Genomic DNA, 15,062 nt, shown 5'->3' with positions numbered 1-15,062 from the left:
GTTCTTTTGTTTATTAAATAAGCATTAAAAGTAGACCGTTTTTGATGGTGAACGAAGCAAGAATTTTTCTATTGACACTAAAAACTCAATATAAAAAAGTCAGTCATATATTGATAGGAGTGACTTTTTTGTTTTTAGACTCAAGAAACTCAAGAGATGAATAAAAATATGTTTCAGTAAACTATAAAACAGGTATGAAAATATTAAAATCTATCGAGTTTTTGGAATAGATTATTTCTGGTTTACAGCATTTTTATTTTTGATGGTTCGAAATCCTACATGACTGATGGCCAAATTCGCTTCCTGCGATTGTCTGGCGCTGGCGCGATATCGAGCACAATAATTATCGGCACAAAGATAAGAACCACCTTTGATGGTGTAATTATTGGCTATATTGGAGAACTCTGTTTTGATTTGTGCATGATTGCCCATGTGATCATCATGATTTCCAGAAAATGGACTTCGCGTATATTCCCAAACGTTACCGATCATATCGTATAAACCATAAGGATTGGCTTCAAAACAACCGACTGGAGCAACATCAGGAAAACCATCCTGAACCTCATTTTGATAAGGGAAATTGCCTTGCCACACATTGGCGTTAACATGCTTTCCCTGATGTTCGGCCGCAACATCTTCTTCTTTGGTAAAGGATTTTGCAGCATACTCCCATTGCTCTTCAGTCGGTATTTCTCGACCTAACCAATCTGCGTATGCAACGGCATCTTTCAGTGTAGTTAATCGAACGGGTTCATTTGGTAAAATCTTTCTTTTTGCTTGCTTGCCCCAAGGATATTTCCATGAGATTCCTTTTTCTAGCCTCCACCACCCCAAATCATTAACAGTCTGATCTGGCTGAATAAATACAGCGGCTTCGCCCTGCTTTTCGGCCTCCGTGACATAACCTGTAGCATCGACAAAAGATTGGAATTGGGCATTGGTGACTTCAGTGGTATCAATATAGAAATCATCGACTTTACGCTGAGAATTTGAGATTGATTTTTCTTCAGGATAGGCATGATTGTTGCCTATATTAAAACTGCCGCCTTGGATTGAAACCATACCCGAAGTTTCACTTTCCAACCAACCTTTAGGTAATCCCGAATAACTTTTACAAGCTTCCAAATTACCTAATTTAATCACTGGGTTTACATCTTCCTGAGGATTCGAAGTATGTTGTGAGCATGCAACCTGTAGTAGGCTGAACGAAAGAGCAAGAGAGATATTTTTCATCTGACTTCCTGTCATATTAAATCCGTTAGTGGGTATACATTAAACTCAAAATTTAACATATACCCGATAAATTTAGATTAGTTGGGATTCTTTAAAAAGTCGGGCTGTATGCACGTATTATAAAAACAGTTCATCTGACCATATTTATAGCGAACAGGTGCGTTCACCACACCTACATGTTGAGCATATTGATCCCACTCTTTTGCAAGCTGCGCGGTTTTTCCAACTTCTTTATCTGCTAGATTATTGATCAAAATTGGATCATTTTTGCGATTGTAAAGTTCCCATTGACCAGTTCCATAAGGTGGAGCTTGCATCTGAATAGCCCAATCCCCCTTATAGTATGCACGTCGTGTATTAAATTCCCAACCAATTCCACGTTCAGCCTGTTTTTTACCTTTCAATGTTGGTAGGAATGAACGACCTTCTAGAGCCAATAATTTATGACCATCGTTGGTTTCAGGACGTTTAATTTTGGTGATATCCAAAATAGTCGGGGTAAAATCCATTGCACTCATAAAATTATGATTAATATCATTCTTTTGTTTCGAATTTGGATATTTAATAATTGCTGGAACGTGAATTCCGCCATTCGCTAAATAACTTTTAAAATATGGATACGGTGTAGAGGAAACCTGCGCCCATTGTGGACCGAGTGCTATATAGGAATTTGTTTTACCCATATTTTCAATACTATTATCAAAAGTTTCATCAACCCACTTACGAATACCATCAGTGTGATCTTTTGTGCCTAATGATAACCATCAAGCTGGTTTAGGAACGATGGCTGAGTATTTACAACCAGAGCAAATGGGTAAAGTGGGTTATGAGGGTAAACTCAATAAACAGGTCATGACTTTACCTGAAATATTAAAAAATAATGGATACCGTACTTATATTGCAGGGAAATGGCATTTAGGTGGAAGTGATGATAGTTTACCCAATGCTAGAGGTTTTGATCGCTCCTTTGTTTTAGTTCCAGGTGGTGCAGATCATTTTAAAGATCAGGGACTCTTTCAGGGCTATCCTGCAAAATATAAAGAAGACGGTCAAGTTGCTAAGCTACCTAAAGATTTTTATTCAACAGACTTTTATACTGATAAGATTTTATCTTATTTAAAAGATGATCGAAAAAAAGATCAACCTTTCTTCGCTTATGTCGCTTACACAGCACCTCATTGGCCTTTACAAGCCCCTGATGCATATCTGAATAAATACAAAGGCGCTTATCAGGATGGCTATGATGCTATTCGTCAAAAGCGTTTAAACAAACAAATTGAACTTGGTCTTATTCCAAAAAATACCAAAGCAAATAATCCTTTTGCGGATAAATTACCTTCATGGGATAAATTAACACCTGCACAAAAAGCGGAACAAACCAAAACCATGCAGGTTTATGCGGCTATGATTGATAATTTGGATCATAATGTCGGACGAATATTGGATCAATTAGAAAAATCGGGCGAGTTAGACAATACGATTGTCATGTTTATGTCCGATAATGGAGCAGAATCCTCAACACCTGAATCATTACCGGTTAATAGCATAGATCGTGTGACTGAACAGGTTGGACCAGCATGAAAATCAGACATGATTGTCCCACTTTTTGCTAGCTTAGTTAAATTTGGAGTGGAAATCTCTCCGCCAAAAGGCGCAATATCCGAATACCCTAAATCATCTGCTACAATGAGTAGCACGTTAGGCTGTTTAGCCGTAGCAGACCATGCTACCGTTGTTAATGTCATGGGAATTAAAGCCCACATTAATTTTTTCATCATAAAATATTCCTTTTTTACGATAAATCTTATATTCGGTTATATAAACCACAGATATTTACCTAAATCATGCTGTATAGCCGTTTTAGTGGCTATTTCAAATTAAGATCAAACACCTTTAATTCAACAATAATTCAGTTAATAAATTTTTTTCTATGCACAATTGAAGCATGAGAAAATACTTATTTAGCAATTCTAGTTTAACCATCATGTGTAATATTCAGTATAGAAATCCCTATCCACTTATTCATGATTTACTGTTCATTTAAATGGACAGGATGTTTTTGATTACGTGTTTTAATTGTTCTATTGAGTTCTATTGAGTTCTATTGAGTTCTTGGGTGTTTTCGGTGTAATTAAAATGAACGCTATCGTCGTTCACTCACTACATTTGTATGCAAAAAATGCAAGTAGGCATGATGAACATACATAGTTAATGAACATTGTACTTATCAGAGAGTTGGTTAGGCAAAAGAAATCACCTTTAGATTTCGATCTTAAGAATGCTTAAAATGATTCAATATTATTTTTCTATAAATGAAATTTTTATGAAGTGAATTATAGATGTTCTGAATTTATTAAATTTCCAATAAAATTTTAGCAAAATTTAAGAACAGCACCCTTCAGAATATCTCAGACCATTTACTGTTATTCATACAGCTAAAAATGCGGTCTAAATACAGACTTTTGATGTTGTAAACAGGTTTGCATATATTCAGCATAAACAGATAATTTTTCATAAATATGTTCAGAATAGAACATATCTTCAATTAAATGGATGGATTGATGCTTATTATAACTATCACAATACTGAAGTAATTCAGCATTGATGACTGAAAACTCTTCACACAACTTAGTGTATTCTGCATCTTTGTTTTTAAATAATAATTTACGAATATTCAGCGCATCACTATCGATCATTTTTTGATGATGTTGTGTATTAATCAAGTAGATATTCACTTTAAAAAATGTTTCTAATTCCTCTTTTTTTGCAGGATCAATTTTCAAATTTGTAATGACAAAAATACTTGAAATATCTGCTCTACACAGGGCTTTAATCATCGAAAAATATAAGAAATCAGTTTCTTCTAATTCAGTGAAACTGAGATCTAAATAAATATTTAAAGTGTTCAAAACATCATCTATTTTCACGTTTTGCTTTTGTTCAAGCGGATAGTACTTATTCAAAATATTCAGAACAGGTAAGGATGCTGGTGTATTATAAATAACTGTTTTATTGAGGTTCGCTAAAATAAAAGGTGAAAAAAGAAAGGCCAAACTTGCTTGCTGTGCTTGAATTTCAGATTGAATAATATAGTGAACTTTCAACTTTGAAAATTCACGTAAAACTTTGGCACGTAATAAGGTTGCTTCTAAATTGACATATTGCTGCTGCAATTTATGCTTCAATTGTTCAGAAATAACCTGTATTTCTATAAGTTCTAAGAGTGTATTTAATTTCTCTGTCACACACATTGCATCACCCTTTAGCTTAAATCTACAGGTTCATCGAGCTACTCACCTTTTTAATCAATATGTAGCATCATATTAGATACAGACATCTTCAATAAAAAATAATGGCTCAATAGAGCAGAAAGATTTTGGTAGGATGCAAAAGAAAAGTATAGCTACAAAAATCACAAGATAAAATATAACAGATGAAAATAGCATTTACATCACTGTTATATTTTCTCTCTTTTTGCTTTGTCCACTCTCCTTGGCTTTGGAATTACCTCACGATATTTGAATAGAAAAAAGAGGATTGGACTGAGTTGACTTGCTATAGGAGGGAACTATGATAAAAGAATATGAATAGCTTGATCTATCTATATTCTGCTTACATTATGATGAACTGAATTTTTATGTATAAATCTGAAAAACTTGCGAACAGCCTGAAACTGCTAATTGAAAATGGAACTTGGAAAGCCAATGAAAAATTGCCTTCCTTACGCCATCAAGCAGAACAATCAGGTTTGAGTTTGATTACTGTCATGAATGCATATCAAGAACTTGAAGCACAGGGACTCATTTATTCAAAAGAGAAGTCTGGTTATTTTGTCGTCGCACAAGAACTTTCAAATAATGAACAAAATCAAAATGTCACACTAAATCCCAAGATTGAAATTAACTCGACTGTATTTCAATATTTAAAATCTATCCAACCCGATCATCTCATTCCTTTCGGAACCGCTTTTCCGAATAGCCAATTACTCTACTCACCAAAATTGATTCAGACTTTGGGACAACTTGCTCGTCATAGACTGAGCTATGAACAAACCCCTAGCCTACCACCCGGTAATTTTGCTTTACGTAAATTGATTGCTCAACGCTATTGTATGCAAGGAATTCAAACGGACCCATCAGACATTGTTATTACCTCGGGTGGATTGGATGCCTTGAACTTGTCCTTACAGGCGATGACAAAAACAGGTGATTATATTTTATTACAACAAACGATTTTTTATGGTGCTTGGCAAGCAGCAGAACGTTTAGGTTTGAAAGTGATCACTATTCCAACACATCCCGAACACGGAATTGATCTGAACGCCTTTGAACAAGCCATTCAAAAATATCCCATTAAAGTCTGCCTACTCATGCTGAATTGTCATAACCCTATTGGTTTTACAGTCAAGGATGAAATTAAATTTCAATTGGCAAAGTTGCTTCATCAGCATGAAATTCATTTGATTGAAGATGATGTTTACGAAGAACTGTATTATGATCAGAAAAAACCTTTATCAATGAAATACTTTGATCAGCAAAATTTGGTTCTACATTGCTCTTCCTTCTCTAAAACATTAGGCGCAGGCTTTCGTATTGGTTGGGTCTATGCGGGGAAATTTTCTGAACATATTCAACATATTCAATTGATGAGTACGCTATCGGTCAATCCATTTATTCAAAATGCATTAGTTGAATATTTATCACACCGCCATTATGAGAAACATTTAAAAAACTTACGCGTGTCTTTACAACGAAATAAAAAACAATTTTATCAATATCTTAAAGAAAATTTACCTAAGGGTTGTGAAGTTGAATATTATCCAGCGGGTTATTTCTTATGGATTGAACTACCCGAATATATCAATAGTACACATATTTATCAGGCATTATTAGATCGAAATATTAGTATTGCACCCAGCATTTTATTCAATGCAAACTTTGCGAAACAAAATAATTTTTTACGTATCAATTGTTCTTTTGACTTTAATGATCGGATTGAATCAGCTTTATCTCATGTCGTTGAGTGTATTTATAATGCTATCAATAATAGACCTCTTTCATAAATCATTTTTTACTCAGCTCCAAGTTATAGATTCCAGCAATTAAATTGAATCTCAAACCGAGTCTTTTACCTCTATTTCGATAACGCTCAGCAAAGATTTTGAAGGTTTTAAGCCTGCCAAATACATGCTCAATTCCTATTCTTCTTTTATTGATTTCCTGATTATAGATTTTTAGTTCAGGATCCAATTTACAACGTCTTTTGGCTTTTAAAGGTAACAGACTATTCGGATGCAGAGCATAAATACCCTGATAGCCTTTATCTGCAAGAACAAAGGCTTCTGAAGGAATCAGCTTTATGTTTCTTTTAAATAGCTCGAAATCATGTACAGCACCGCGACTGGTACATAAACTCAGTATTTGCTGAGTCTTGTAGTGAATCATGGCCTGTACTTTGAAGGTATGGGTCTTTTTCTTGCCGCTATAGCTTTTCTTCTGTTTTTTTAGGCCTTTGTATTGGGATTTCTGTGGCATCCACGATCACAACATTCCAGTCTATGCCTTCGCCCTCGGGTAAATCTTTGGGTAAATTAAAAAGATTGGACTGAATCAGGCAGTCTTCAACATGACGGACAATTCTTGAGGCTGTGGGCTCTGAAACCCCGTAACTCGTTGCAACGTGAAATAAGGTTCGGTATTCCCGCCAATAGCTTAGACAGAGCAGAATCTGGTCTTCCAGGCTTAACTTGGGCGGTCTGCCTTTAGTAGGAACAAGTTTCTTCAATTGCTCAACCATTAAATAGAAGGTTGACCATGAGATGCCAGTGTATCGCTTGAACTGAGGATCAGAAAGCTTGTTTGAATCGATGTATTTCATCCGCAGATTATGCACGAATGCTAAGAAATCCGGAGTGCAAATATCAACCAAAAAGAAGATCATTTTTTGATTTATGAAAGAGGTCTAATAATCATCTTAGATAGTCATTTATACTTTTTACCATTTTAAAGTCTTAATTCATTCTCAAAATTTGTATGCATGTTATTGTATTTGTACTTACAACTATAACAGATGAATTAAAACACATAAATCTGTTATATTTTTTTAATCATTTTTTGTATCTACATGTTTAAATCTAAACATTAGATAATTATTTCATCTTAAAGATACAGTAGAGATTTTTACATGAAAGCGTTAAAAAGAAAAAATAATGCTCTTTTTGTGTTTTTTATCATCACCATTTATGCATTTCTTGGCTTTGGTTTAGGCTATATTATTTGGGAATATTTTTTATAAGAAGGATAGAGAGCAATCAAAGTCAAAGTTTTGATGGACACTCTACATCTTGATATGGCGATTAGATGAATTATGGCCTCCTCCCCCATATCTATATATTGCTTGACCACTACGGGAATGCTTTTAAATATAAAAGTGAGTGATTATCTCATCTAATTTTAATTTATAAAAATAGCTTAAAGCATTGAAATATTTAAAAATAAAAGTTATCTGCATCAAATAAGCAGACAACTTTTATTTTTAACACACTGTGAACCGTACCGGGTTTGTCGGAGAGTCAATATTCTGAGAGACTATCCCGATGACAAAATTAAAATATACCCCTGAAATCAGAGAAAGAGCGGTTCAATTATTGATTGAATCCGAAAAAGATTATCCATCGAATTGGGCCGCAATCACAGCTATTGCACCTAAGATTGGTTGTACGCCTGAAACACTTCGTATTTGGTATCAGAAATATTTAGATCAACAAAATCCTGTCAAAGTACAACAGATATCTGATCAAGAAAAAATGAAGCAAATGGAACGTGAAATCAAAGAATTAAAGCATGCCAATGAAATTTTACGCAAAGCAGCAGCTTTTTTCGCCCAGGCGGAGCTCGACCGCCCACACAAATAATGGTGGATTTTATCCATAATAATAAAGAGCTGTACGGAGTCGAGGCGATTTGTAGAATTTTACCGATCGCACCTTCAACCTATTACCGGACTTTAGATCTCGCGGACAATCCAGAACATCGAGCGAAACGAGATTTACATGACTTGCATCATGCTGAACAAATTAAACGAATTTGGAAGGAAAGTTCAGGTCGATATGGTGTACGTAAAGTTTGGCAAAAACTGAAACGTGAAGGCTATATTATTGCGCGCTGTACAGTTGCTCGATTGATGCAAAAACTAGGTATACAAGGTGTTTGGCGTGGTAAGAATAAACAAACTACCCGTAGCCGAGATGATCAAAAACGAGCAGATGACTTGGTGAAACGCAATTTTAGTGCTGATCAGCCTGACCCTTGCGAAGCAGTGCTTCTCAGGTCAGTGACTTCACGTATATTCAAACAAATTCAGGCTGGGTCTATACCGCCTTTATTATTGATGTGTTCTCACGAGCAATTGTTGGATGGAAAGTATCAACACGTATGAATACAAACATGGTGCTCGATGCACTGGAGCAAGCATTGCATGATCGAGGCATGCCAAAGAACGTGATTCATCATAGTGACAGAGGTGTGCAATATCTTTCCATTCGCTATACCAATCGTTTAGAAGCAGCAAATTTACGAGCATCAGTCGGTACGACTGGTGATTCATACGATAATGCTTTGGCTGAAACGATGAATGGCTTATACAAAACAGAGGTGATTGAATATCTAAAAGCAGATTGGCAAGGTTTAGCAGATGTACAACTTGCGACACTAAACTGGGTAGATTGGTTCAATAAAAAGCGTGTACACAGTGCACTGGGTTATGTATCGCCTTTTGAGTTTGAAGCAATGTACTATGATAAGATTAACCCGTTAGGTCAGGTGGCCTAACTTAAATAAAAAAGTCTCCGACAAACCCGGTACGGTTCACTGTTCAATTAGAAATTCATGCTCCATGCTAATTGTGCGGTACGTGGTGCGCCAAGGAATAAATAGTCATCACCAAAGAAACTACCTACATCACGCCAGTATTTTTTATTGAATACGTTATCAACGTTGACTCGAACTGTATTCTCATTACCATAGGCTCGGAAGTTATAGGCTGCACCTGCATCGAATACGGTATAGCCTGATACTTTTACAGTGCCAGATTTATTGGCGTATTTGCTGCTGCTGTATTGCATACCTGCAAGTAAACGTAAACCTTCGACTTGAGGCATTTGATAAGACACATGACTGGCAAAACGAACCGTCGGTACATTTTGAGTTTGATGGCCTTTATAAGCATCTACCTGTATATCTTCCAAACGTGAACGGATCAGTGCCAAAGTCGATGTCATATCAATATTTTGAGTCATTTGACCTTGCAGTCCCAATTCCAAACCAAGATTATACTGTTCACCATCGGTGACATAGTAATTGTCTAAATTTGTATATTGATGGTCTTGTTTTAAGTCAAACAAAGCTGCAGTAAACAATAGCGTTTGCCACTGCTGTTTAAGCCCCAACTCATATTGACTTGAATGTCTAGGTGCTAATGTTTCAAAGGCATTACCTACAATGCCTTTATCCGGATTACCATAGGCAGACCACGGTGCTTGACTGCCGTCACTGATTCCTTTGGCATAAGAAGCATACAGATGAGTGTTCTGCCAAGGCTGATACATCAATGCAAGCTGTGGCAAGAAGCGATTGAAGTCGGTGTCGCGAATACTGTTGCCATCCGCAGAATAGGCACTTTCATTTAAATGTAAAAGCTTACCGCCCACCAAAACTGACCATGCATCATTAAATTCGATTTGATCCAACACGTTGAGGGCTGTTTGTTGACTATCCAATGATTTGTAATGATTACCTAAGGCTTTATCCGTAGGCGTATAGGTAATAGGATCATTATTAATATTTCCTGAACCTATCCATTCATTGATTGCATCATACTGAGTATGGCGTTTGTAGGCATGTGACAACTCTAAACTCAGGTTTTGTTGCCATGCTCCAGTGCTGAATTTTCCGTTTAAACCTGTTTTAAATTGATTGGATAGATAACTGTCATCTGGGCTGCGGAAATCATAAATGTCATAGTTACCATCAGTGTCAAAGGTGTAGGCAAAGGCTGAATAATCATCTACGACCACACGACTTTGTGAAGCAGACAGATTGCTGCTCCAGTTATCATTGATTTGATAGCTATATTTCAGACTCGTATTTAGACTTTCATTGGTGATTGGTTTGCTCCAGCTTTGATAGCCCAGCAAACGATCCCATTCCACTCCTGTCGGTACAGTTTCACCACCAAGTAGCTGATAACCTGGTACCGAACGCTGTTTTTGATGCTGTGATTCAAGATCAAATTCAAGTTTTGAACGATCTGAAACTTTCCAGTCTAAAGCCAATGAACCAAACAAACGCTTGCCATCAGCATGTTCAACATACGGGTGAATGTCTTCATAAGCTGCATTCACACGATATCCAAACTGTTGATTGTCTCCAAGCCATCCACCAAGGTCAGTCGCCAAACTGCTGCCGCCATGACTGTCTGCTTCAAGGGTTAAAGATTGGGCATCTTTGGGGCGTTTGCTCACATAGTTCACTACTCCGCCCGGTGTAGACATTCCACTTTGAATCGCACTCATGCCTTTTAGTATTTCAACTTGCTCTTTATTTTCAAGCGCTATATTTTGCTCACCGCGTAGCAAATTACCGTTTAGTAAATAACTTGATCCCGCATTTAAGCTAAATCCACGCATCACAAAGTTTGCATAGTAACCAATAGGTGCATAGCCATCACCAACAGACGCATCGTTCTTTACCACATCGCTTAATGTTTTCGCATGTTGATCTGCTATCAGTTCAGCAGTAACAGTGTTAATAGATGCAGGGATTTCAGCAATATTTTGCTGAATAAAACCTGATAAATTCACTTGTGGTTGATAGTAAGCAGTTTCTGCGGTTTGAGCAGTCACTGTAATTGTGGCAAGTTGCGCTGTATTACTTTCACTCTCAGCATGTGCCATTTCTGCACTTAACCCCAAACATGAAAATGAACCAACGGCCAGCAATGCTTTTTGCAAACGAGAAAATGAAAATGGATACTTTTTCACAGTAAGTTCCTAACCCCAAAAGATAATTTTATAGCTTGAATTATGCGAGCATGAGTATTCACAATTTTCTCAGATTGAACAAGTATTACTAAAATATATCTCAAAAAATTTGCACTGAACTTCTCCCTCAAGCTCAAATCAGAAATTAGGTATTAGCGCTATAGAATTATGTCAATTTTTAATACAGTAATACGTTAAATTCATTGAGATCAATTTAAAAAGAATTCCTGATTTATTGATCACTTTTCAACCAAAATAAAATTTAATTGATTATTATCAATTGATTTATGTCTTAATTTATCCCCAATTTCTGCGGATAAGATTAGGGATAATTTTTTATTAATTTTGTACGTTAAAGCTTACAAGAATTTAGGTATGTTGCGGGTATACCATTTCGTGTTTCTTTCTTATTATAGGGATATAGAGAACAGGATGTTCCGCCAATAACAATAATAGAATCAGCATAAGGAATATGAGGTACGACAGGAGTTATACCTAAGGCATCAAATATGAAAAACCCTGACAGGATGTCAGGGTTTTTTTATCTCTATATTTCTTAAATCAAGAATATTTTTATACATCCACAATATGAATTAAGGCTGCTGCTGAGCCAGCTTGATATCTACACTCTACTTAAAGTCCTCTTGAGCTGACATGCAATTGCTTCAAATCTCATTTGGCTTGGAAACTCTTTGGTGCAAATTTTGACAGCAAGCTTGATATTTCAGCTGAATAAAGCAGAAGATTTTTCTTGTTTAAGCATGATCTTGATGAATTCGGCTTTAAATTATGCTCTATAGCTCAGACAAGCATGTTAACTCATCATATCACTCCTTTTGATTGATGCGATCTCTTGGAAAAGCCTTCGATTTTTTAGCATAGTTCACGCTAAAAGCACTGCAATAAAAAGAATAAAATATGAGATAAATAGTGAAAATTATTCATCGTAAAGTAGATATAATAGATAAATAAAATAATTATCATTTGTTAATACTTAACAAATAGAAACAATTATCATTTTTTTGAGTTATTAAATTTATGTTATTTTTACCTTTAATTATTTATTAATAAATCACCTTTTTTATTCACTTTTCTCATGATGTATTCAATATATGAAACAGGTATCAGATGATTAAATGCCGCTACCTGTTGGCTTTATTATTACCATTTGCGCTGATTTCCTTATTTGTCGGAGTCGGCAATATGAGTTGGCAAGGCTTATTAAATGGGCAAATACAAGACTGGCAAATTTTTTGGACCAGTCGTTTTCCACGTTTAATGGCGATCGTTGTAGCAGGTGCAGGATTAAGTGTTTGTGGGCTAATTATGCAAACATTGACGCGTAATCGTTTTGTATCTCCTACTACAGCAGGGCTTTATGACTGCGCGCGTCTAGGAGTATTGGTTTCAATTATTCTAATCCCTACAGCATCTATATTTTTAAAAACTGGATTCGCGATTGGAGTGACTCTGCTTGGTGCATTGGCATTTATGGGCATTTTATCAACATTAAAACATCGAGATACTGTATTTGTACCATTGGTAGGCATGATCTTTGGCAGCATTATTTCAGCTTTTACTACATTTATTGCATTACAAATGGATTTTCTACAAAGCCTCTCAGGTTGGTTACAAGGTGATTTTTCCACTATTCTCAATGGACAATATGAACTGATTTATTTCAGTGTCCCAATACTCGTATTAATTTATATTTTCGCAAACCGATTTTTACTTGCAGGTTTAGGCGAAGATTTTGCTGTTAATCTAGGCTTAAATTATAAAAAAACCTTATTCGTTGGCTTAGCTTTAGTATCTGTAATCACAGGTGTAGTCATTATTACTGTGGGAGCAATTCCTTTCCTTGGTCTCATTGTTCCAAATATTGTCAGCTTATATCTAGGCGATAATTTACGTAAAACCTTACCTCACACAGCTTTGTTAGGGGCCTTATTGGTATTAATGTGCGACATTTTTGGTAGAGTTGTTATTTATCCTTATGAAATTCCTATTAGCTTAATTATGGGCGTATTGGGTAGCGTAATTTTCCTTGCACTACTGATTAGGAAATATCGCCATGTCTAATCAACTTAAGTTAATGCTTCTCGTACTTTTAATTTTTATCAGTACCGCCGTATATTTATTTTGGGACATGAGTGAAGCTTGGCAATATGCTTTATCTCTTCGGTTGAAAACCGTTTTGGGGATACTCGTTACAGGTGTAGCTGTCGGTATTTCTACCCTAATATTTCATACTATTGTAAATAATCGCGTAGTCACCCCTCAAACATTAGGTTTGGATAAACTTTATGATTTATCCAAAACCCTGATTATCTATATCTTTGGTGCCAGTACCTTACTTTCGTTAAATATAGTAGCCGACTATTTTATTAGTCTGTTTCTCATGCTGATTTTTGCTTTAATGTTATATCGTTTTATCTTTCGTAAAGTTGCCGATCAAAATATTTATTTTCTCTTATTAATCGGCCTTATTTGTGCAACTTTATTTGATAGCATGACCACATTTTTTCAAGTTTTACTTGATCCCGATGAATTCCAAGTCGCAGCTTATGCGGGTTTTGCAAGTTTTAATTTTGTCAAAATAGAACCTTTAATTCTTGCCACTCTGACTATATGTCCTATTTTAATGTATTGCCTTTCTAAACTTCATATTTTTGATGTGATGGCATTAGGTCGAGATCATGCTCTGAATTTAGGAATGAACTATGACAAAACCAGTCGTACCTTTTTAATTCTAGTCGTATTGGCTTTAGCTTCAGCGACCGCATTGGCAGGCCCGATGATGTTTCTCGGCTTATTGGTGTTGAATATTAGTTTAGAAATTTTTAAAACACATCAACATAAAGTTTTATTGCCTGGCATTATTTTAGTCTCAATCGCTTCACTTTTAATCGGTCAATCGATTGTCCTCCATGTTCTTAATCTTAAAACTACTTTGAGTGTCATCATTAACTTTGTTGGCGGCATTTATTTCTTCTGGATTCTACTGAAGGAGAATAAAAAATGGCAATTGTCTTAGAAAATATTGATAAATCTTATCATGGTACTAAAGTGGTCGATCAGGTGTCCTTAGAAATTGCTAAAGGTCAATTTACCGCATTTATTGGTCCAAATGGTGCAGGCAAAAGTACAGTTCTCGGCATTATGAGCCGTTTACTCTCTGCCGATTCAGGCACTGTTTATTTAGACGGTCAAAATCTTTATAAAATGAATCATGCCGATGTGGCTAAAAAAATGGCGATTTTAAAACAGGCAAATCATACAGAACTCCGCTTATCGATAGAAGACTTGGTTGCATTTGGACGATTCCCCTATTCTCAAGGACGTTTAACTGAGCAAGACCATCGCGTCATTAATCAAGCGATTGGCTATATGGATTTAGAAGAAATGCGAACCAAGCAGTTAAGTGAACTCTCAGGAGGGCAACGACAGCGTGCTTATATTGCCATGGTATTGGCACAAGACACAGATTACATTCTTTTAGATGAACCACTCAATAACCTAGACATGAAACATTCAGCGCAAATTATGCGTGTATTGAAAGATCTTAGTCTAAATCATGGAAAATCTATCATTGTGGTCATTCATGATATTAATTTTGCTTCAGTTTATGCTGACCAAATTATTGCAATGAAAAATGGTGCTCTTGCTTACCAAGGTTCGCCAAAACAAATTATGCATGAAGATATTTTAGAAGATATTTTTGATTTTCATATTCCCATTCAAGACATTCAACAACACAAATTAGGCTTATTTTTTATTAGTTAGGAGA

12 protein-coding genes, 2 pseudogenes and 1 other annotated feature are annotated in these 15,062 nt (G+C 35.8%); of the genes and pseudogenes, 7 read left to right on the top strand and 7 right to left on the bottom strand.

Going from position 1 to position 15,062, the window contains the following annotated elements; genetic code table 11:
• Positions 1–231 precede the first annotated feature (231 nt).
• Positions 232–1,233, bottom strand: a complete 1,002-nt coding sequence (locus H0S58_RS06310) for an SUMF1/EgtB/PvdO family nonheme iron enzyme (RefSeq protein WP_195727469.1) — start codon at positions 1,231–1,233, stop codon at positions 232–234.
• Positions 1,234–1,310: 77 nt separating this feature from the next.
• A complete protein-coding gene (locus H0S58_RS06305) occupies positions 1,311–1,916 on the bottom strand; it encodes a sulfatase/phosphatase domain-containing protein (protein ID WP_195727468.1) in 606 nt (201 codons plus the stop codon).
• Between the two features lie 100 nt (positions 1,917–2,016).
• Here H0S58_RS06305 and H0S58_RS06300 point away from each other — a divergent pair, with 100 nt between their 5' ends.
• Positions 2,017–2,814 (top strand): sulfatase-like hydrolase/transferase, encoded by a 798-nt coding sequence (locus H0S58_RS06300; protein WP_413784418.1) that lies wholly within the window; start codon positions 2,017–2,019, stop codon positions 2,812–2,814.
• On the opposite strand, the pseudogene H0S58_RS06295 reads toward H0S58_RS06300, so the two are convergent.
• Positions 2,760–2,978, bottom strand: a pseudogene (locus tag H0S58_RS06295) (sulfatase-like hydrolase/transferase); the annotation flags it as partial. The gene H0S58_RS06300 and the pseudogene H0S58_RS06295 overlap by 55 nt on opposite strands.
• Positions 2,979–3,668: 690 nt before the next feature.
• On the bottom strand, positions 3,669–4,484 hold the full coding sequence (locus H0S58_RS06290; RefSeq protein WP_195727467.1) for a hypothetical protein: 816 nt from the start codon (positions 4,482–4,484) through the stop codon (positions 3,669–3,671).
• Between the two features lie 386 nt (positions 4,485–4,870).
• Here H0S58_RS06290 and H0S58_RS06285 point away from each other — a divergent pair, with 386 nt between their 5' ends.
• Positions 4,871–6,295: a PLP-dependent aminotransferase family protein gene (locus H0S58_RS06285; protein WP_195727466.1), complete on the top strand. Its 1,425-nt coding sequence runs from the start codon at positions 4,871–4,873 to the stop codon at positions 6,293–6,295.
• Between the two features lies 1 nt (position 6,296).
• Here the strand turns inward: H0S58_RS06285 and H0S58_RS13905 are convergent, their stop codons facing one another.
• Both H0S58_RS13905 and H0S58_RS13900 read right to left on the bottom strand, forming a co-directional pair.
• Positions 6,297–6,767: a transposase family protein gene (locus H0S58_RS13905; RefSeq protein ID WP_265088219.1), complete on the bottom strand. Its 471-nt coding sequence runs from the start codon at positions 6,765–6,767 to the stop codon at positions 6,297–6,299.
• Complete coding sequence (locus tag H0S58_RS13900) at positions 6,715–7,173, bottom strand: transposase family protein (RefSeq protein ID WP_265088218.1); 459 nt, start codon at positions 7,171–7,173, stop codon at positions 6,715–6,717. Before H0S58_RS13900 ends, H0S58_RS13905 begins: the two co-directional genes overlap by 53 nt.
• 243 nt (positions 7,174–7,416) lie before the next feature.
• On the opposite strand from H0S58_RS13900, the gene H0S58_RS13790 reads away from it, so the two are divergent.
• Complete coding sequence (locus H0S58_RS13790) at positions 7,417–7,527, top strand: hypothetical protein (RefSeq protein WP_092721025.1); 111 nt, start codon at positions 7,417–7,419, stop codon at positions 7,525–7,527.
• A 301-nt stretch (positions 7,528–7,828) separates the two neighbouring features.
• Positions 7,829–9,062, top strand: a pseudogene (locus tag H0S58_RS06275) (IS3 family transposase).
• Positions 8,104–8,220, top strand: a sequence feature (AL1L pseudoknot). It overlaps the preceding pseudogene by 117 nt.
• Positions 9,063–9,109: 47 nt before the next feature.
• Here H0S58_RS06275 and H0S58_RS06270 read toward each other — a convergent pair.
• Positions 9,110–11,272 (bottom strand): TonB-dependent siderophore receptor, encoded by a 2,163-nt coding sequence (locus H0S58_RS06270; protein WP_195727465.1) that lies wholly within the window; start codon positions 11,270–11,272, stop codon positions 9,110–9,112.
• Positions 11,273–12,400: 1,128 nt separating this feature from the next.
• Here H0S58_RS06270 and H0S58_RS06265 point away from each other — a divergent pair.
• Genes H0S58_RS06265 through H0S58_RS06255 form a run of 3 tightly spaced genes read left to right on the top strand, consistent with a single transcriptional unit; the run spans position 12,401 to position 15,058 of the window.
• Positions 12,401–13,354: an ABC transporter permease gene (locus H0S58_RS06265; RefSeq protein WP_195727464.1), complete on the top strand. Its 954-nt coding sequence runs from the start codon at positions 12,401–12,403 to the stop codon at positions 13,352–13,354.
• Complete coding sequence (locus H0S58_RS06260) at positions 13,347–14,309, top strand: iron chelate uptake ABC transporter family permease subunit (protein ID WP_195727463.1); 963 nt, start codon at positions 13,347–13,349, stop codon at positions 14,307–14,309. Before H0S58_RS06265 ends, H0S58_RS06260 begins: the two co-directional genes overlap by 8 nt.
• Positions 14,294–15,058, top strand: a complete 765-nt coding sequence (locus tag H0S58_RS06255; RefSeq protein ID WP_092721029.1) for an ABC transporter ATP-binding protein — start codon at positions 14,294–14,296, stop codon at positions 15,056–15,058. Before H0S58_RS06260 ends, H0S58_RS06255 begins: the two co-directional genes overlap by 16 nt.
• Positions 15,059–15,062 lie beyond the last annotated feature (4 nt).

It is taken from the genome of Acinetobacter sp. TTH0-4, assembly GCF_015602665.1.
Taxonomy (GTDB): Bacteria; Pseudomonadota; Gammaproteobacteria; order Pseudomonadales; family Moraxellaceae; genus Acinetobacter; species Acinetobacter albensis.
The sequence above is the reverse complement of the archived record's forward strand: the minus strand, read 5'-3'. Positions and strand labels throughout refer to the sequence as shown.

What these genes read in the sequence shown, in the direction of transcription:
- H0S58_RS06310 (WP_195727469.1), bottom strand. Translation starts at nt 1,233, where the DNA reads ATGAAAAATATCTCTCTTGCTCTTTCGTTCAGCCTACTACAGGTTGCA.
- H0S58_RS06260 (WP_195727463.1), top strand. Translation starts at nt 13,347, where the DNA reads ATGTCTAATCAACTTAAGTTAATGCTTCTCGTACTTTTAATTTTTATC.
- H0S58_RS06265 (WP_195727464.1), top strand. Translation starts at nt 12,401, where the DNA reads ATGATTAAATGCCGCTACCTGTTGGCTTTATTATTACCATTTGCGCTG.
- H0S58_RS06290 (WP_195727467.1), bottom strand. Translation starts at nt 4,484, where the DNA reads ATGTGTGTGACAGAGAAATTAAATACACTCTTAGAACTTATAGAAATA.
- H0S58_RS13790 (WP_092721025.1), top strand. Translation starts at nt 7,417, where the DNA reads ATGAAAGCGTTAAAAAGAAAAAATAATGCTCTTTTTGTGTTTTTTATC.
- H0S58_RS13905 (WP_265088219.1), bottom strand. Translation starts at nt 6,767, where the DNA reads ATGCCACAGAAATCCCAATACAAAGGCCTAAAAAAACAGAAGAAAAGC.
- H0S58_RS06305 (WP_195727468.1), bottom strand. Translation starts at nt 1,916, where the DNA reads ATGGGTAAAACAAATTCCTATATAGCACTCGGTCCACAATGGGCGCAG.
- H0S58_RS06255 (WP_092721029.1), top strand. Translation starts at nt 14,294, where the DNA reads ATGGCAATTGTCTTAGAAAATATTGATAAATCTTATCATGGTACTAAA.
- H0S58_RS06300 (WP_413784418.1), top strand. Translation starts at nt 2,017, where the DNA reads ATGGCTGAGTATTTACAACCAGAGCAAATGGGTAAAGTGGGTTATGAG.
- H0S58_RS13900 (WP_265088218.1), bottom strand. Translation starts at nt 7,173, where the DNA reads ATGATCTTCTTTTTGGTTGATATTTGCACTCCGGATTTCTTAGCATTC.
- H0S58_RS06285 (WP_195727466.1), top strand. Translation starts at nt 4,871, where the DNA reads ATGTATAAATCTGAAAAACTTGCGAACAGCCTGAAACTGCTAATTGAA.